This window comes from Novosphingobium rhizovicinum (assembly GCF_040813635.1).
In the GTDB taxonomy this organism is placed as follows: domain Bacteria; phylum Pseudomonadota; class Alphaproteobacteria; order Sphingomonadales; family Sphingomonadaceae; genus Novosphingobium; species Novosphingobium rhizovicinum.
The window spans coordinates 244,794-260,718 of sequence record NZ_JBFNXR010000021.1; the positions used below are offsets into that span (position 1 = coordinate 244,794).

Sequence of the window (15,925 nt, forward strand, 5' to 3'; positions counted from 1 at the left end):
GGAACGCAGCTTTTCAATGCGCACTTTCAGGCAACTCCGTTTGGCGCTTGCGCCGGAAGACCCGCAGTCCGCCCCCGCGCGCCGGGCCCGATTTCATAACGCGTCGCCGGAACAGCTGTGAGCCCGCACGCACTATCGCCATGACGCACAGGCTCTGCCAGCCAATCGCGAGCAAGTGCTGTCCGAGCCCCGGCTGCTGCGCCGCGCGTGCAACCATCGCGTAAGGTGAGCTGAATGGGAACACGACGGCGGCAGTCTCTGCGGCGCTGCCGGGCTGCATCATTGCGAAGCTGGCGAGGAAAAACACGAGGAGCTGCATCATCGTGGCGGGCATCGAGAGTGTCTGCACTTCACGTACCGTCGTGGCGAGCGAGCCAAGCGCGAGGAACACCGATCCGAGCAGCAGGTAAGCCATGGCGAAGTAAACGACTCCCAGGACGATCATCGCGGGCCATCCCACTGCCGGCTCCGCCATGGCGGCAAGGCCCGAGTCAGCGCTCATCACGAACACCCCTGCGGCTGAGCCCCAAACCGCAATCCCAACGAACGAGATGGCCAGCATCGCGAACAGCTTGCCAAGGAAAACTGCATCCATGGGAATCGCAGCTGCCAGGATCTCGATGACCTTGTTGCCCTTCTCCTCGACAAGGTTCGACAGCACCATGCCTGCCAAGAGCATCGTGAGCAGGAACAACAGGGTCTGAGCGGCCTGCGCGGTCAGCAATTGCCCTGTGCGCTCGCTGGCCGTGCTGGTAGCCATGCTCTGGAGCGTTACTTCCGGTAACGGCCTTGCCACTCCCCCGACCGCGCTCGCGGCGATCAGAGCGACCGGGCCTCGCCAATCCTCTATTCGCTCTTTGGTGCCGGTCAGAACCGGGCGGTCAAGGCTGCCGGTCAGCACGGCCCCGATATCCCGACGCCCGCCCGCCAGAGCCTGTGCCGGATCGTATGACTCACCGGGCGCGAGGCGACGCAGCACCACGACCTTAGGCACGATGTCTCCGAGCGTTTTTGCCAGTTCCGCACGCGCATTCAGCATGGCGGTCACATCCTTGTCGGTCATCGCGGCGCCGAGCTGGGGGCGATCGACAGTATCGCGCAACTGTGCGCCCACCCCTCCTGCGAAGCTCGCTACGACGATGGGAAACAACGGCCCCAGAAGGAAGAAGAGGAAGCTGCGGCTGAACAAAATCGCCATGAAATCGCGGCGTGCCACGACATAGGCGGCGGACAAGCGCGACAAGCGCCCGCTTTTACCTCCCTGCAGGCCAGTCATTTCCGCTCCTCTCCTCCTTCGTCTGCTGCAAGGGAACGTGCGGCTGCTTCACCTGCGATAGCAACGAAGGCGTCGTGTAGGCCGGCCCGTTCGATGGAGAGCGATAGAATTCCGGCATCGCTTGCAATCAGTGTGCGCAACAGCGGCTCGACCCCGGTGTCGGGCAGCGGAAAATGCCAGAACCGACCTTCGCGTCGTACGCTGGACGGCAGCGCATGGACCCAGTCGCCCGCAACTGCGCGGGTCTCCAGACGGACTTGTGCAGGGATCCGGTCTCGGGCCAAGTCGACTGAGCCTGCAAACGGCACCTTACCTCCGGCGATGATCGCCACGTCGTCGCAAAGCCGTTCGGCATGTGCGATCACGTGCGTGGAAAAGATGACGGTGGTGCCCTCTGCGGCGAGACCGCGAATCATCTTCTCCAGCTTGCCCTGATTGAGAGCGTCGAGGCCCGAAAACGGCTCATCAAGCATCACCAGGCGCGGACGATGTACGAGAGTGCCGAGTATCTGCACCTGTTGCGCCATGCCCTTTGAGAGCTGCCGAATCTGCCGGTCGGCGGCATAGCCGAGACCATACTCCTCCAGCAGCTTGCGAGCGCGGCGGCGGCCCTCGCGCAAGGGCAGTCCCCGCAGCGCCCCGACAAAGGCGATCGCCTCAGTCGCTTTCATCGCCGGATAAAGGCCACGCTCCTCCGGAAGATAGCCGATAGCGCGGGCCACATCGTGAGGCCGCTCTGACCCGAGAATACGGCGGTAGCCGGCGTCAGGATCGATGATGCCAAGGAGCATGCGCAACGTGGTAGTCTTGCCCGCACCATTGGGCCCCAGGATCCCATACACTGCGCCTTCCGGCACAGCGAGGTCTACACCGTCCACTGCGGTAAAGCCGTCAAAACGCTTCACCAGCCCTCGAGCCTCGATAGCCAGTGCGCGGGACATTACGCCTGCGTTGCCCGCCAAGCCTGCTTCTCCTATCTGAGCCCTCATGCAGGCGCCCGACCCTCGTGCCACGTCAACGGCAGCATCGGCAAGCACGGTCGATGACCCGCTCAACGAACTTGTCGCTGCCTTGAAGGCCAAAGCCGCGGAGCTGGGGTTCTGCGCCTTCGGGATTGCGTCGGCTCAAGACGACGAGGCCAATGGTGATCGGCTCTCTAGCTGGCTGGCGGAGGGGATGCATGGCACCATGGACTGGATGGCCGAGCGAGCGCACCAGCGCCGAGGCCCGCAAGCTCTTTGGCCAGAGGCGAAGAGCGTCATAGCGCTCGGCATGAGTTATGCGCCCGCCACCGATCCTTTGCGGTTGGCGGAACACCCGGACCTGGCTCGCATCTCAGCCTATGCGCAGGGCGCCGATTACCACGACGCGCTCAAAAAAGGGCTGAAGGCGCTGGCTCGCTGGCTGATAGCGGAAACGCCGAGACATGGCTTGGCGGAGCCGGAGGTGAAGGTCTTCACCGATACCGCACCCGTCATGGAAAAGCCCCTGGCGCAAGCCGCCGGTCTGGGCTGGCAGGGCAAGCACACGAACCTCGTGAGCCGTGAGCATGGTTCCTGGCTGTTTCTGGGCGAGATCTACACCACTCTGGATCTGCCGACCGGCCGCGACGTCTCCGATCGCTGCGGCTCCTGCAACGCCTGCCAGGATGCTTGTCCGACAGGCGCGTTTCCCCAGCCCTATCGGCTCGATGCACGCCGGTGCATCAGTTACCTCACGATCGAGCATAAGGGCGCAGTACCGAGCGAGTTGCGGCCCATGCTTGGCAACCGCATCTACGGCTGTGACGATTGCCTGGCTGTGTGTCCCTGGAACAAGTTTGCCCAGACCGCCAACACGCACCGTGCATATCTGCCGCGGGCAGAGCTGACCACGCCGGAACTGCGCGATCTCCTCACGCTTGACGATGCGGGCTTCCGCAAGCTGTTCAGCGGCTCACCCGTCAAGCGGATCGGGCGGGATCGGTTTGTGCGCAACTGCCTCTACGCAGCGGGCAACAGCGCCTGCGCCGACCTGCTCGAACAGGTCGAAGCGCTGCGGGGCGATCTCAACCCCGTAGTCGCAGAGGCAGCCGAGTGGGCTGCCTCGCGATTGCGTAGCGGGATTACAGCAGTTCCTTGAGCGGAACATCCTTGTCCGCCAGCGCGGCAAGGTCAGGCTTGGCGCCGGCTTCAACCAGCTTCCGCCCCTGCACATAGTCCTTGACGGTGTTCACACAATCGAGCGCAAGAATGCGGCCCTCCTTGAGGTAGACCACTGTGAACGCGCGATCATCGGGATTGCCGCGCACGACGCTGCGGTCATAACCCACGTTGAGGCCGGCAGTCTGCAGACGCAGGTCATACTGATTGGACCAGAACCATGGGAAGGCCCTGTACGGCTTCTCATCACCGCAGATGGCCTTGGCGACGCATGTCGCCATGTCGTTGGCGTTCTGCACTGATTCGACGCGCATGACGGTGCCGCCAGCGAAGTCGCAGGCGAAGGCGGCGCAATCTCCGATGGCGTAGACGTCAGGCAGCGAGGTGCGGCAGTACTCGTCGACATCGACGCCATTTGCACCTGAGGCACCGGCCAGGATCAGCGGACCGACCGCCGGTACGATGCCGATGCCGACGATCACGGCCTGGGCAGGTACCTCTTCTCCGTCAGCGAGGCGCACGCCGGTGACTTTGTGGCCGTCGCCGACGATGCAGTCGACTTTCACCTCGGTGCGCAAGTCCACGCCGTGATCGCGGTGTTCCTTCTCGTAGAAGGCGGAGAGTTCCTCTCCCGCCACGCGGGCCAGCACCCGCGGCAACGCTTCGAGCAGCGTGACCTTGCACCCCATTTTCGTGAGCACAGCCGCCGCTTCGAGACCGATGTACCCGCCGCCGATGACGACAACCTGCTGCGTGCCTTCGTCGATTTCGGCCATCAGGGTATCGCAGTCCTGGCGCGTACGGACCGCATGGACACCGGCAAGCTCTGCGCCCGAGCAGGACAACCGGCGCGGATCGCCGCCCGCAGCCCAGACCAGCTTGCCGTAGCCCAGCTTGTTCCCGTTGGAGAGCGTCACCTCGTGCGCCGCAGCATCGACCTTCGTCACCTCGACGCCGAGTTCGAACCGGATCTCCTTTTCGGCCCAGAACGTTGGCGGACGGATATAGAGGCGGTCAAATGTCTTTTCGCGGGCGAAGTATTCCTTCGAGAGCGGCGGCCGCTCATATGGATACTCCGGCTCCCGTCCGATCACCACGACAGTGCCGGTAAACCCGTTCTGCCTGAGCGCAATCGCGCATTGCGCGCCCGCGTGCCCAGCTCCCACGATAACGACGTCTGCTTTTTCCATGCACCGTTCGATCCGGCAAAAGTGCCTTCGCGTCAATGCCCGGCGCGCCGGCAGCTTGTCTCCATCGGCACGGCGTTCGTACCGGAGTTTACTTCAGGGCATCCATCGTCAGCTGCAGGGACTGGCGCTGAGCTTCCGGATCATAGGTAGAACCCGAGATGATCAGTTCGTCGGCCTGGGTTCGCCGGACAAAGGCGTCTATCCCCTCACGCACGGTTTCCGGCGAGCCGATCGCGCTGACCGATCGCATCTGGTCGAGCATCGTCAGCGCCCCTGCTGGCAGCGTCTCGCGATAGTTCCGGATGGGCGGCTTCATCCGTCCCGGCGAGCCGGAGCGCAAGGCGACGAAAGCCTGTTCGTTGGTAGAGGCAAGGAACTGCGCTTCCTCATCCGTATCTGCCGCAATGACGTTGATCGCAGCCATGAAGTGGGGCTTGTCGCGGACTTCGGAGGGTTGGAACCGCTCGCGGTAGATCGCCGCCGCCTGATCGAGCATGGCCGGCGCGAAGTGCGAGGCGAAGGCATAGGGCAGCCCCAGCATGGCGGCGAGCTGGGCGCCGTAAAGACTGGAGCCCAAAATCCACAGGTCGACGTCCGCACCGGCGGCCTGCGGCGCCGCAACGCCCGAGACGGCTTCGCCCGAGAAACGCGCCTGCAGTTCGACCACGTCCTGGGGGAAGGCTTCGGACGCTTTCACGATGTCCTTGCGTAAAGCATAAGCAAGCCGGCCATCGGCTCCGGCAGCACGACCAAGCCCTAAATCGATACGTCCCGGGAAAAGTGCGTCCAGAGTGCCGAACTGCTCTGCAATGACATAAGGGTTATGGTTGGGGAGCATGATCCCGCCCGCTCCGATGCGGATCGTGCTCGTCGCATGCCCGATGTGTGCAAGAACGACCGAGGTCGCGCCGCCAGCGATGCCATCCATTCCGTGGTGCTCGGCCACCCAGTAACGCGCATAGCCAGCTTTCTCCGCTGCCCGAGCGGTCCTCGCGGACTCGGCCAATGCTTCGGCGACGGTTCCGCCCTCACGAACAGGAACAAGATCTAGAACGGAAAGCGGAATCATGGCGTGTTGTCCCTTGGCGCAGTGCCTTCGAGTTGTGCGAGATAACCACTGGCGGTTTCGGCAGCTTCGCTCTGAGGTGCGCCATCCACTACGGATTGCCAGCTTTTGCGCGCCGCATCTTCGCGGCCATCGAGGACGGCAATGACACCTGCCTCCAGGCCAATCTCCGGGTCACGGGGACTAAGCTGGGCTGCGCGCTCGATCTGGGCCTGCGCTTCGGAGAGATTGTCCGCCCGGCGCGAGAGCGTGGCGGAAAGCAGCCAAGCCTGCGCATTGTCGGGCAAAGCAGCGCGGGCCTCTGTCAAAGCGGTAGCAGCCTGATCCTGCCGCCCCAAGGCGACCAGAGCGCGTGCGCGGTCAATGGCGACAGTCCCGGTCAGCGCATTGTCCTCGGTGCTCCTGGCATCCGCCTGAGCGGTGTCGAGAATTGCCAGCGCGGCCTCCGCCGAGCCCGCCGCAAGAGCCGCATTGCCCGCCATCGCGCCGAGCCTTGCTCGGCTCGCAACGTCTGTCGCTGCCGCTGCGTCGCGAGCCTGAAGAAATGCAGTACGAGCTTCGTCCCACCGCTCCATCGCACCCAGCGCCGCGCCCAGACAGAGACCGGCGCGTACCCGTTGCTCGCCTTTGGCGCGATCCAGCGCTTTTTGAGCAGCTATAGCTCCTGCGGCCGGACTCGATATCATCTCGTCAATGCAGCCGGACCCGGCAACCGGAGGCAACACCGGGCCTGCCGCTGGCGTACTGCGGCGGGCTTCTATGGCCTTCCGGTCGAGTATCTCGGGGGGCAACTGGCTTACGGTGGCGCCATACTGCAGGATGAGGAGGAATAGCGACATAGGGGACTCCAGGGCTTTTCAGCCGGACCAGCCCGCGACTGCGGCCACGGTATCAAGCAGCAAGGCAATGTCAGCCTCGCGCGAGAGGCGATGATCGCCGTCCTTGAGCAGGATCGTCTGCACGTCGGCTGAACGCAGCATCTCGGCCAGCCGCAGGGAGATCGCCCAGGGTACGTCGGGGTCCTGCTGCCCGTGCAATAGGCGTACGGGGCAGTCGAGAGCGATTTCCGACCCCAGCAGCCGATTGGCCTGCCCGTCCGCCCAGAAGGCGGCGTAAGTGGGCGTTGGCTCCGGACCATAGGGGTTCTCAGCCCAAAGTGTCTCACCCGCCGCAAGACGCGCCTGATCCTCGCCTGGCGTGCCCCAGTCGGTGAAATCGGGTGCGGGCGCGACGCCGATGAGACCGGCAACTCTTCCCGGCGCAAGCGCAAGAGCGACGAGCAGCATCAGCCAGCCGCCCATCGAGGAACCAATCAGCACGACGGGTCCAGGGCAACGCGCCTCTATGAGGCCAAGCACTTCCTCACGCCAGCGGGACAGGGTTCCGTGCGCGAATGATCCCGAACTAGCGCCGCAACCGGAGTAATCGAGCAGAAGGCAGCTTTCCCCTTTTTCCCGGGCAGCTTCGAAGACTGCTGTGGCCTTGCCGCCCGCCATGTCCGATTTGTAACCCGGCAGGAACACGACTGTGGGGCCTGCGCCCGGCATGAAGCGATAGGCGATGCGGCGCCCATCGGGCATTTCGTGGAACGCAATCTCTGTCATGGGCAGGTAGTGGCGATCCTGGCCGTCGCCGACAAGTGGTTCGCATGGTTGCGAACGGACCTGACGGCACGTCGGAGCGTCAATCCGATTTTAAGCGGCACCCGATAATCCGTGCGTCGATGGCAAATCTGGCAAGACAAGCAAGCCCGCCGCTGATCGAGCGCTTTGCCGCCTCACCCCGCGTACTGCCTGCGATCTGGTCAATCTATGTGACGCTTCGCCTTGCAGTGCTGCTCATCCCGGTTACGCCCATGTCGGATGCCGAGTGGTATGTGCAGAGGGCGAGCGAACTCGCCGCCGGATCGGGCTACCTGGACAGCAACGGTTTACCGACGGCCTTCTGGCCTCCCGGCTGGCCCCTGGCTCTATCGGCAGTCTTCCGGTTTACCGGCCCCTCGTTGCTCGCCGTAGGATTGTTCAACCTGGCGAGTGCCTTGCTGATCGGCTGGCTCACTCTCCTGCTTGCACGCCGCCTCTTCGGCAGCGAAGCTGGAGCACGTCTCGCTCTGCTGCTTCTTGCCTGTTACCCAAACGCGATCGCCTACGTCCCGCTCGGCCTGACAGAAGTGTTCTATACCGCGCTACTCATGCTGGGCTGCTGGCTTGTCATCGAGCGACGCTCCGCCCTGTGGCTCATGGTCGCGGGCCTGGTGTTCGGCATTGCGGCGCTGGTGAAAGCGCAAACCCTGCTGGTCGTGCCGCTGCTGTTCGCGATCGAATGGCTGCGGCAAGGCGACCTATGGCGACGGCTTCCCCAGCTGATGGCACAGGGCTTTTTGCTCCTCCTCGCTTCCGCGCTGGTGATCGGCCCTTGGTCGCTGCGCAATGAAGCACAGCTTGGGCACTGGGTGACGGTCTCCACCAACGGCGGCTACAACCTGCTGATCGGGAATAACGAAGATGCGACTGGCGGCTATGGCGAGGATGCCCGCGCTTACGTCGCTCTCATGGCCCGGAGCGACCTTGATGAGGTGGCGCGCGATACCGAGGCAAAGCGCCTCGCCCTCGACTGGATCAGACAGAATCCAGGCCAGTTCCTCGCCCTTGCCCCTCGCAAGCTAGCGCTCCTGTGGCTGCCGGACGGAGAGGCCGAATGGGGCTATCAGGCAGGAGCGCCGAGCTATCCTCGTCTTCAGCCACTCTACCGTGCAGTTCGGCTCGCGAACCAGGCTTACTACGCCGTTCTGCTGCTCTGCTCCGGTGCAGCCTTGGTCTTGATGACCCGCAACCGGCGCGCTCAGAGGCGGCGATGGCTCGACTGGTGGGTCCTGCCGTGGGTCATAGCGGCTTACCCGAGCTTGGTCGCGGTAATGGTCTTCGGCCAGTCACGGTTTCACTATCCGGTCATGCCGTTCATCTGCGTGGCCAGCGGATGGGCTGTCGCTGAAGCGTGGCGAATCTGGACGGCCAAGACGCCGAAGGTCCGGCCACTCACCGCCACGAATGCGTGACATAGGCGCTTCACCGCTCTATATCCTCGCTCATGGCGCAAGCTCACACCACGGACACGTTGACTACCACCGGGATCTTCCCGGGATGTCCGGTCGCGCGCTGAGCGCTTCCGCCGCAGCCCGGGTCCGGGCGGCTGGCGTCACCTCCCGAACCTCTTGAAAACCGGCGCCGGACTTCCCCAGCGTGAGCCCTTGTGCCATGGCGCGCCCCGGAATTGAGAAAGAAGCCTGTCGATGTCCGAGATGTTCAAGATCAGCCTGCCCGATGGCTCCGTGCGCGAGATGCCGCAAGGGGCGACTCCTGCAGACGTGGCCGCGGCAATCGGTCCGGGCCTTGCAAAAGCAGCGCTCGCCGCGCGGATCGACGGCGAACTGGTCGACCTCACGCGCCCCTTTGAAGGCGACGCCTCGTTGGCGCTGGTGACGTCTAAGGACGAGGCCGACGCGCTCGAACTCGCACGGCACGATTATGCGCATATCCTGGCCGAAGCGGTGCAGGCGCTGTTTCCGGGCACGCAGATTACCTTCGGGCCATCGACCGACGATGGCTTCTATTATGATTTCGCGCCCCCGAAGATCGACGGCAAGGATCGGCCCTTTACCGAGGAAGACCTGCCGACCATCGAAGCCAAGATGCGCGAGATCATCGCCGCCAACAAACCGCTCAAGCGTGAAGTTTGGACTCGCGAGGACCTGATCGCGCGCTGGAAGTCCGAAGGCGAGAGCTTCAAGGCGGAATGGGCCGCCGAGCTTCCCAAGGGTGAGGAGCTCACGGTCTACTGGTCTGGCGGCGATTGGCTCGACATGTGCCGGGGCCCGCACTTGCCCTCGACCGGCAAGCTCGACCCGGCGGCGTTCAAGCTGACGCGCGTCTCGGGCGCCTACTGGCGTGGCGACCAGAAGAACGCAATGCTCAGCCGCATCTACGGGACCGGCTGGCTGAACAAGAAGCAGCTCGACGCGCACATGACGCGCCTCGAGGAAGCCGCCAAGCGTGACCACCGCAAGCTCGGCAACGAGATGGACTTGTTCCACCTCCAGGCCGAGGCGCACGGCAGCGTATTCTGGCACCCCAAGGGCTACGTAATCTGGCGCGAGCTGGAGGCCTACATGCGCCGCGCCATCGACGGCGCCGGCTATCGCGAGGTCAAGACTCCGCAAGTCATGGACGCGCGCCAGTGGGAGCAGTCCGGGCACTGGGGCAAGTACCGCGAGAACATGTTCGTCATCCCCGACGAGGTTCCGAACGTCGAGGATGAAGGCCCGATCATCTCCGATGATGCGGACTGGATGGCCCTGAAGCCAATGAACTGCCCCGCGCACGTTCTGATCTTCCGCCAGGGCATCAAGTCATACCGCGACCTGCCGATGCGGCTTTATGAGAACGGCTGCTGCCACCGCAACGAGCCGCACGGCGCGCTTCACGGGTTGATGCGCGTGCGCCAGTTCACGCAGGACGACGCGCATATCTTCTGCCGCGAAGACCAGATCGTCGCGGAAGTGCAGGCGTTCTGCGAACTGGCCGACCGCGTCTACCGCGACTTCGGCTTCACGTACTCGATCAAGCTGGCGCTCCGTCCTGAGAAGCGCTTCGGCACCGAGGAAATGTGGGACCAGGCCGAGGCCGAGCTGCGCGACGCCGTGCAGCGCGCCGGCCTCGCCACGCCCGAATACGGCTGGGAAGAGCTGCCCGGCGAAGGCGCGTTCTATGCGCCCAAGCTGGAATGGCACTTGACGGACGCGATCGGCCGCACCTGGCAAGTCGGCACGATCCAGTCCGACCGCGTGCTGCCCGAGCGCCTCGACGCCAGCTATGTCGCCGAGGACGGCGCCCGGCATCGCCCCGTCATGCTGCACCGCGCGATCTTCGGCTCTTACGAGCGCTTCATCGGCATCCTGATCGAGCACTTTGCCGGCAAGCTGCCGGTATGGCTCGCCCCGGTGCAGGCGGTTATAGCGACGATCGTCTCCGACGCGGACGGCTATGCCGCCGAAGTCACCGCCAAGCTGAAGGCGGCAGGCGTGCGAGTCGAAACCGACCTGCGCAACGAGAAGATCAACTACAAGGTGCGCGAGCACTCACTCCAGAAGGTCCCCTACCTGCTGGTCGTCGGCAAGCGCGAGGCGGAGGAAGGCACCGTCGCGATCCGAACGCTTGGCGAGCAGCAGCAGAAGTTCGTGAGCCTCGATGAAGCCATCACCATGCTCCAGGATGCTGCCATGGCGCCGGACCTTCGCTCATGATCCAGCGCGAACTTCTCGATACAGCGCAGGTGCCCGGCGGCGAGGAGCTCAAACTCTATCGCCATGATCGCGATCACATGATCGTGCTGGGCCACAACGAGCTGATGAGCACACGTAAGTGGGGCTCGGAAGAAGCACTCGCGACGATGGCCTTCGAGAAGGTCCGCAACTCCAAGCAGCCGAGCTTCCTCATCGGCGGTTACGGCATGGGCTTCACCTTGCGCGCCGCGCTCAAGGTGCTGCCCGCCAACGCCCAGGTCACTGTGGTCGAGCTGGTGCCCAAGATCATTGAGTGGGCGCGCGGCCCGATGGCCGAGCTGACGGCCGGTTGCCTGGAAGACTCACGCGTTCAGCTGGTAATGTCCGATGTCGTACCGTTTATCGCGGGCGCGCATGCCGACTACGATGCCATCCTGCTCGATGTCGACAACGGCCCTGACGGACTGGTGCGCGAGGACAACAACATCCTCTACTCCACGCCTGGCCTCCGCGCCGCCAAGCGCGCGCTGACCCCCGATGGCGTGTTGGCGATCTGGTCAGCCGGCCCGGACCCCACGTTCACGCGGCGACTGGAAAAGTGCGACTTTGTGGTGGACGAGGTGAAGGTCGCCTCGCGCAGCAACGGCAAGGGCCCCAAGCACGTCATCTGGTTCGCCAGAAAACGCTGACGGCCCCGTGCGTCAGAGGCCGAAAGGCGCTGGCGCCAGGATCAGCGCCAGGGCACAGCCGCAGACAATGCCGGAGCGCAACAGGTTCTCCTGAGCACGTGTCGCACGCGAAGCAAGTTCAAGAACAAGGACCATAAAGGGACATTGGCCCGCCTCTGCTTGGGAAAGCGTTAACGCCGCGCCGGCATCTGCTGGCTGGAACAGTGGAACGAACCGCCACCGGCCAGCACCGCGTCAGCGAGAACGCCTACCGTCTCACGATCGGGGAACAGCGCGGCGACGGCCGCCACACCCTCTTCGTCATGAACCGTGCCGTATGTGGGAACAACCACCATCTTCGAGGTGATCGCAAAGTTCATGTAGCTCGCGGGCTCGATTCGGCCAGCGGTCTCCACCCTCCCCGGTGAGGGTACTTCGCGCACGGTAACGCCGAACGCTTCGGCCCGCGCCTTGGCATCGGCATAGATCGCTGCGTTTGGATCATTGGCACCCGTGGCACGCGGAAGCGCGAGCGTGTTCGGCGCCACGAACCGCGCAAGATTGTCGACGTGCCCGTCGGTATGATCGTTGATCAGCCCCTCGCCCAGCCAGAGCACGCGATCGTAGCCCAGGTCCCGAAGCAGGCGCGCCTCCAGATCATGACGCGTAAGGTGTGGATTGCGGTTGGGGTTGAGCAGGCACTGTTCCGTTGTCACGACAAGTCCGGTTCCGTCACCGTCGATCGCACCGCCTTCCAGAATCCAGTCGGCAGTCGAGACCTCAAGACCCGCGTCCACCGCCAGCTCGGCGCCAATCTCCTGATCGCCGTCCATCAGGTACTTCCCGCCCCAGCCGTTGAAGCCGAACCGCATCGCCTTGCGACCGCCCTCTCCGTCCGACACGACCAGTGGCCCGGTGTCTCGCAGCCATACATCTCCGTACTTCCGGATCTCCAGCTTCACCTGGGACGAGCAGAGCTGGGATGCGCGAACGCGATTCGCCTCGTCACGCACTAGCAGGCGGACTTCCTGCCCACTCTCGGCCACGGCGCTCGCGAAGGCCGCCATCTGCTCCTGCGCGCGCGCGAGATAGCCCGGCCACTCCACCGGATCGTGCGGAAAACCGATCCAGAGCCAATCCTGCGGGTGCCACTCAGGCGGCATGGAGTAAGTCGTCACGGAAGGTCCTTCACTCGTTCGTGCGGCTGCGTTCGGGCAACTAGCGGGTTCAAGGCAAGATGCGGAACAGCTTTTCGCGCGATGTCATTCCCCGCAGCAAGATGAGCCGCGACGGCGCCAGGCGGAGCGCAGCCGCGAGCAGCGCACGCACCGCTTCGTTCGCCTTGCCGTCCTCCGGTTTCGCGCGGACTTTGGCGAGGATATGGCCAGCGCCGATCTCCAGCCCTTCCGTCTTCGCACCCGGGGTCACGCGAACTGCGAGGCGGCCTTCCTCATCGGCAAGAGCCAGCAGGCTTTCCGCCGCAGGAAGCGCCACCTTGGGTCGTGCCATCAGTGGCCAAGCGCCTCCGCATGCAGTCGCCCGTTGACAACGTAGCCGTCGATGCCGGCGCGGTGAGAGGCCAGGGTCTGCTCGTCCAGGTCGCGCACGTATTTCGCCGGGCGCCCCATCCACAGCTGGCGCTCACCGATCGTCTTGCCTGCCGTCAGCATCGCGCCTGCCGCGATCATGCCGTCGCTCTCGATGACACAACCGTCCATGACGATCGCGCCGAGTCCGACGAAGGCACGATCATGAAGCGTACAGCCGTGAACCATCGCCATATGCCCGATCAGCACCTCGTCCCCGATGATCGTGGGGTATCCCTCGGGTCGGCCGGGCTTGGGGCTGTCGCAATGGACGACGGTACCGTCCTGAATGTTGGTGCGAGCACCGATTACGATGCGGTTGACGTCGGCGCGTATGACACAGTTGTACCAGATGCTGGCATCGGGCCCGACCTCGACATTCCCGATGATCCGGCAACCGGGCGCAATGAACGCGCTGGAATGAATCTTCGGCGCCTTTCCATTCATGGCGGCAATGGTGATGTCGGTACGTTGCGTGATGGCTGTCATAGTTCCCCCAGGATGTAGCCCCAGCGAATGTAAGGCATGACCGAGGCGTGGTCATCGGTCCAGGCAGCGCCCTCGGCCGGCTTCAGCGGCGCCCATTCGAGATTGCCACTGTTCGCCTTCAGTTCGTTCAGGTTCTCTGCACTGTGAGTCAGGACCACCCAGCTCGAAGCAACCGTAAGATCGCCCGCAGGTACATCCCGGCGGATCAGCGCGTACATGCCGCGTTCGGCAGCGATAGCAGCCAGGATCGGCTCCAGCTCGATGTAGCGGTTGGAGATATGGAGAAGCAGAAGCCCATCCGGCGCCAATGCTCGTTCATACACGCCAACGGCTTCGTCCGTCAGAAGGTGGAGCGGGATGGCGTCGGACGAAAAGGCGTCCACCGCCAGCACGTCGAATGATCCGGGCCGCACCTTCTCAAGTTCCAGCCGGGCGTCCCCCAGAACGATTTGCGCATTGGGCGCGCACGTCTCGAGATATGTGAAGGTGCCATCTTGGGAGAAGCGGACCATAGCCGGATCGATCTCGAAGAAGGTCCAGACTTGGCCGGGCTTGCGGCGGCACGAGAGCGTCCCGGTACCCAGGCCTACGACGCCGATCCGTGCTTCGGCTCCGAACAGACGTGGAGCCGCATCGATGGCCAGCCCCACACCCGATGTGTCACCATAGTAGGTGGTCGGTTCCCGCACCCGCGAGGGGTCGAGCGGCTGCTTGCCGTGCAGCGTCGTGCCGTGGGTCAGCAGTCTGGTCTGCTCAACTGGATCATCGTAGACGGTGTAGATGCCGAAGTAGCTGCGCGTGCGTTGCCCCTCCATTGTCGTATGGAAGGTGGAGATGCCCCCCTGCGCCAACATGGCAAGCAGCAACACACCCACGAACGCCCACCTCCACGGCAACAGAAGCAGTCCGACGCCGGAGAGCATGGTCAGCAGGAAGAACTGCAGCAGTTCGTTGTCGCCATCCGTCACCAGCCATTTGAGGTGGAGCGCGAAGAACAGGGCGGCCACGATCAGCACGCCCAGTGCGATGCGCGACATCTCCCGATCCAGTCCGGCCATCCGTCGCCAATCAAGCGAAGGCGGAAGCGGCAGGAGCAGCGCTCCGGCAAGGATCAGGATGGGATGCTCCCAGACCCAATCGAACACGACGGGCGCGACAAGCGCAGTGAACGCGCCGCCGATTGCTCCGCCCGCCGACATAACGAGATAAAAGAACGTGAGCTTCGTCGTTCCGGGCCGCAGATCATAGAGGCGCGCGTGAAGGGACACCGCAATGTCGAAGAGCAGCAACAGCGCCCCGAACGCGGCCACCATCGTTCCGGTGGACGCCGACACCATGGCAAAGCTTCCCGCAAAGAGCACCGCAGCCGGGGTCAGCAATACGATCGCGTTCGCTACGCCACGGTTGTCCGAAAAAGCGATCGTGAAGCTGAGCAAGTAAAGACCGAGCGGGATCACCCACAGCAACGGCATCGCGAAAATGTCTGTGGTGAGATGCGTGGTGGTCGATAGCAACAGCCCTGAGGGCACCGCCGAGAGCGCCAGCCAGAGCAGCACGCGTTTTGCACCGACGCGCTCTTCCTCTGCGGCATCCACTCTGCCGAGAGCAGGCGTCGCGGGGGCGCTCCAGCGAGCCTTGGCGGCAAGTGCGACCAGCAGGAACAGAGCGGCAAAGCCCAAAGCCCAGGCAAGGCTTTGCTCCCGAAGGCCGAGAAGAGGCTCCGCCAGGAGCGGATAGGCGAGAAGACCGGCGAAGCTTCCGAAATTTGAGGCAGCGTAAAGCGCCCAGGGCTCACCGGCGTCCGGGTCGGCCGCGTACCATCGCTGCATCAGCGGTGCCTGCGCCGACACGACGACGAAGACCGGACCGATCGTCGCCAACAGCAGCAGCGGAACCCACAGGACCTCCCAGCCGGGAGCCGGAGGCGAAAGCCCGGCCAACGCAATAGGCAGCGTCAGCGCAGCGAGGGCCAGCATACTGAGGTGGATTAAGGCCTGTCGCCTTATATCAAGCTGCGAAAGCCGGTGCGCGTAAGCATATCCGGCGAGCAGCAGCACCTGGTAAACGACCATGGCGCTGTTCCAGACATTCGGCGCCCCACCCAGCTGCGGCAGTGCCATTCGGGCGACCATCGGTTGGACGAGGAACAGCAGAAAGCTGCCCGTCAGGATGGTTGCGAGAAAGAGCGGGCGGGCCGCCGAACCCGTCATGCGGGACAGCACTTTGATAAG

At 64.0% G+C, this 15,925-nt stretch carries 14 protein-coding genes; 4 read left to right on the forward strand and 10 right to left on the reverse strand.

The features are described from left to right. Positions 1 to 13: 13 nt before the first annotated feature. On the reverse strand, positions 14 to 1,276 hold the full coding sequence (locus ABUH87_RS05900; RefSeq protein ID WP_367771084.1) for an ABC transporter permease: 1,263 nt from the start codon (positions 1,274 to 1,276) through the stop codon (positions 14 to 16). Continuing rightward, the gene (locus ABUH87_RS05905; protein ID WP_367771088.1) at positions 1,273 to 2,265 is read right to left on the reverse strand and encodes an ABC transporter ATP-binding protein; all 993 of its coding nucleotides are present in this window, start codon (positions 2,263 to 2,265) and stop codon (positions 1,273 to 1,275) included. The genes ABUH87_RS05900 and ABUH87_RS05905 overlap by 4 nt, the downstream gene beginning before the upstream one ends. Here ABUH87_RS05905 and queG point away from each other — a divergent pair. Beyond that, a complete protein-coding gene (gene queG / locus ABUH87_RS05910; protein WP_367771091.1) occupies positions 2,264 to 3,397 on the forward strand; it encodes a tRNA epoxyqueuosine(34) reductase QueG in 1,134 nt (377 codons plus the stop codon). The two genes, ABUH87_RS05905 and queG, sit on opposite strands and share 2 nt — an antisense overlap. Here the strand turns inward: queG and ABUH87_RS05915 are convergent. From ABUH87_RS05915 to ABUH87_RS05930, 4 genes are all read right to left on the reverse strand, one after another. Further along, a complete protein-coding gene (locus tag ABUH87_RS05915; protein ID WP_367771094.1) occupies positions 3,381 to 4,607 on the reverse strand; it encodes an NAD(P)/FAD-dependent oxidoreductase in 1,227 nt (408 codons plus the stop codon). The two genes, queG and ABUH87_RS05915, sit on opposite strands and share 17 nt — an antisense overlap. A gap of 88 nt (positions 4,608 to 4,695) precedes the next feature. After that, on the reverse strand, positions 4,696 to 5,676 hold the full coding sequence (locus tag ABUH87_RS05920; RefSeq protein ID WP_367771096.1) for an LLM class flavin-dependent oxidoreductase: 981 nt from the start codon (positions 5,674 to 5,676) through the stop codon (positions 4,696 to 4,698). After that, positions 5,673 to 6,512, reverse strand: coding sequence for a tetratricopeptide repeat protein (locus ABUH87_RS05925; RefSeq protein ID WP_367771098.1), 840 nt, complete (start codon positions 6,510 to 6,512; stop codon positions 5,673 to 5,675). Before ABUH87_RS05925 ends, ABUH87_RS05920 begins: the two co-directional genes overlap by 4 nt. 18 nt (positions 6,513 to 6,530) lie before the next feature. Further along, a complete protein-coding gene (locus ABUH87_RS05930; protein WP_367771100.1) occupies positions 6,531 to 7,277 on the reverse strand; it encodes an alpha/beta hydrolase in 747 nt (248 codons plus the stop codon). Positions 7,278 to 7,396: 119 nt separating this feature from the next. Here ABUH87_RS05930 and ABUH87_RS05935 point away from each other — a divergent pair, with 119 nt between their 5' ends. From ABUH87_RS05935 to ABUH87_RS05945, 3 genes are all read left to right on the forward strand, one after another. Further along, on the forward strand, positions 7,397 to 8,728 hold the full coding sequence (locus ABUH87_RS05935; protein ID WP_367771103.1) for a glycosyltransferase family 39 protein: 1,332 nt from the start codon (positions 7,397 to 7,399) through the stop codon (positions 8,726 to 8,728). Between the two features lie 234 nt (positions 8,729 to 8,962). Next, positions 8,963 to 10,972, forward strand: a complete 2,010-nt coding sequence (thrS, locus tag ABUH87_RS05940; RefSeq protein ID WP_367771107.1) for a threonine--tRNA ligase — start codon at positions 8,963 to 8,965, stop codon at positions 10,970 to 10,972. After that, positions 10,969 to 11,640 (forward strand): spermine/spermidine synthase domain-containing protein, encoded by a 672-nt coding sequence (locus ABUH87_RS05945; protein WP_367771110.1) that lies wholly within the window; start codon positions 10,969 to 10,971, stop codon positions 11,638 to 11,640. The genes thrS and ABUH87_RS05945 overlap by 4 nt, the downstream gene beginning before the upstream one ends. Before the next feature lie 170 nt (positions 11,641 to 11,810). On the opposite strand, the gene ABUH87_RS05950 is transcribed toward ABUH87_RS05945, so the two are convergent. From ABUH87_RS05950 to ABUH87_RS05965, 4 genes are all read right to left on the reverse strand, one after another. Next, complete coding sequence (locus ABUH87_RS05950; protein WP_367772142.1) at positions 11,811 to 12,782, reverse strand: agmatine deiminase family protein; 972 nt, start codon at positions 12,780 to 12,782, stop codon at positions 11,811 to 11,813. Positions 12,783 to 12,846: 64 nt separating this feature from the next. Further along, positions 12,847 to 13,128: a DUF167 domain-containing protein gene (locus ABUH87_RS05955; protein WP_367771113.1), complete on the reverse strand. Its 282-nt coding sequence runs from the start codon at positions 13,126 to 13,128 to the stop codon at positions 12,847 to 12,849. Continuing rightward, a complete protein-coding gene (locus tag ABUH87_RS05960; protein WP_367771116.1) occupies positions 13,128 to 13,694 on the reverse strand; it encodes a gamma carbonic anhydrase family protein in 567 nt (188 codons plus the stop codon). The genes ABUH87_RS05955 and ABUH87_RS05960 overlap by 1 nt, the downstream gene beginning before the upstream one ends. Then, positions 13,691 to 15,904, reverse strand: a complete 2,214-nt coding sequence (locus ABUH87_RS05965) for a fused MFS/spermidine synthase (protein WP_367771119.1) — start codon at positions 15,902 to 15,904, stop codon at positions 13,691 to 13,693. Before ABUH87_RS05965 ends, ABUH87_RS05960 begins: the two co-directional genes overlap by 4 nt. Positions 15,905 to 15,925 lie beyond the last annotated feature (21 nt).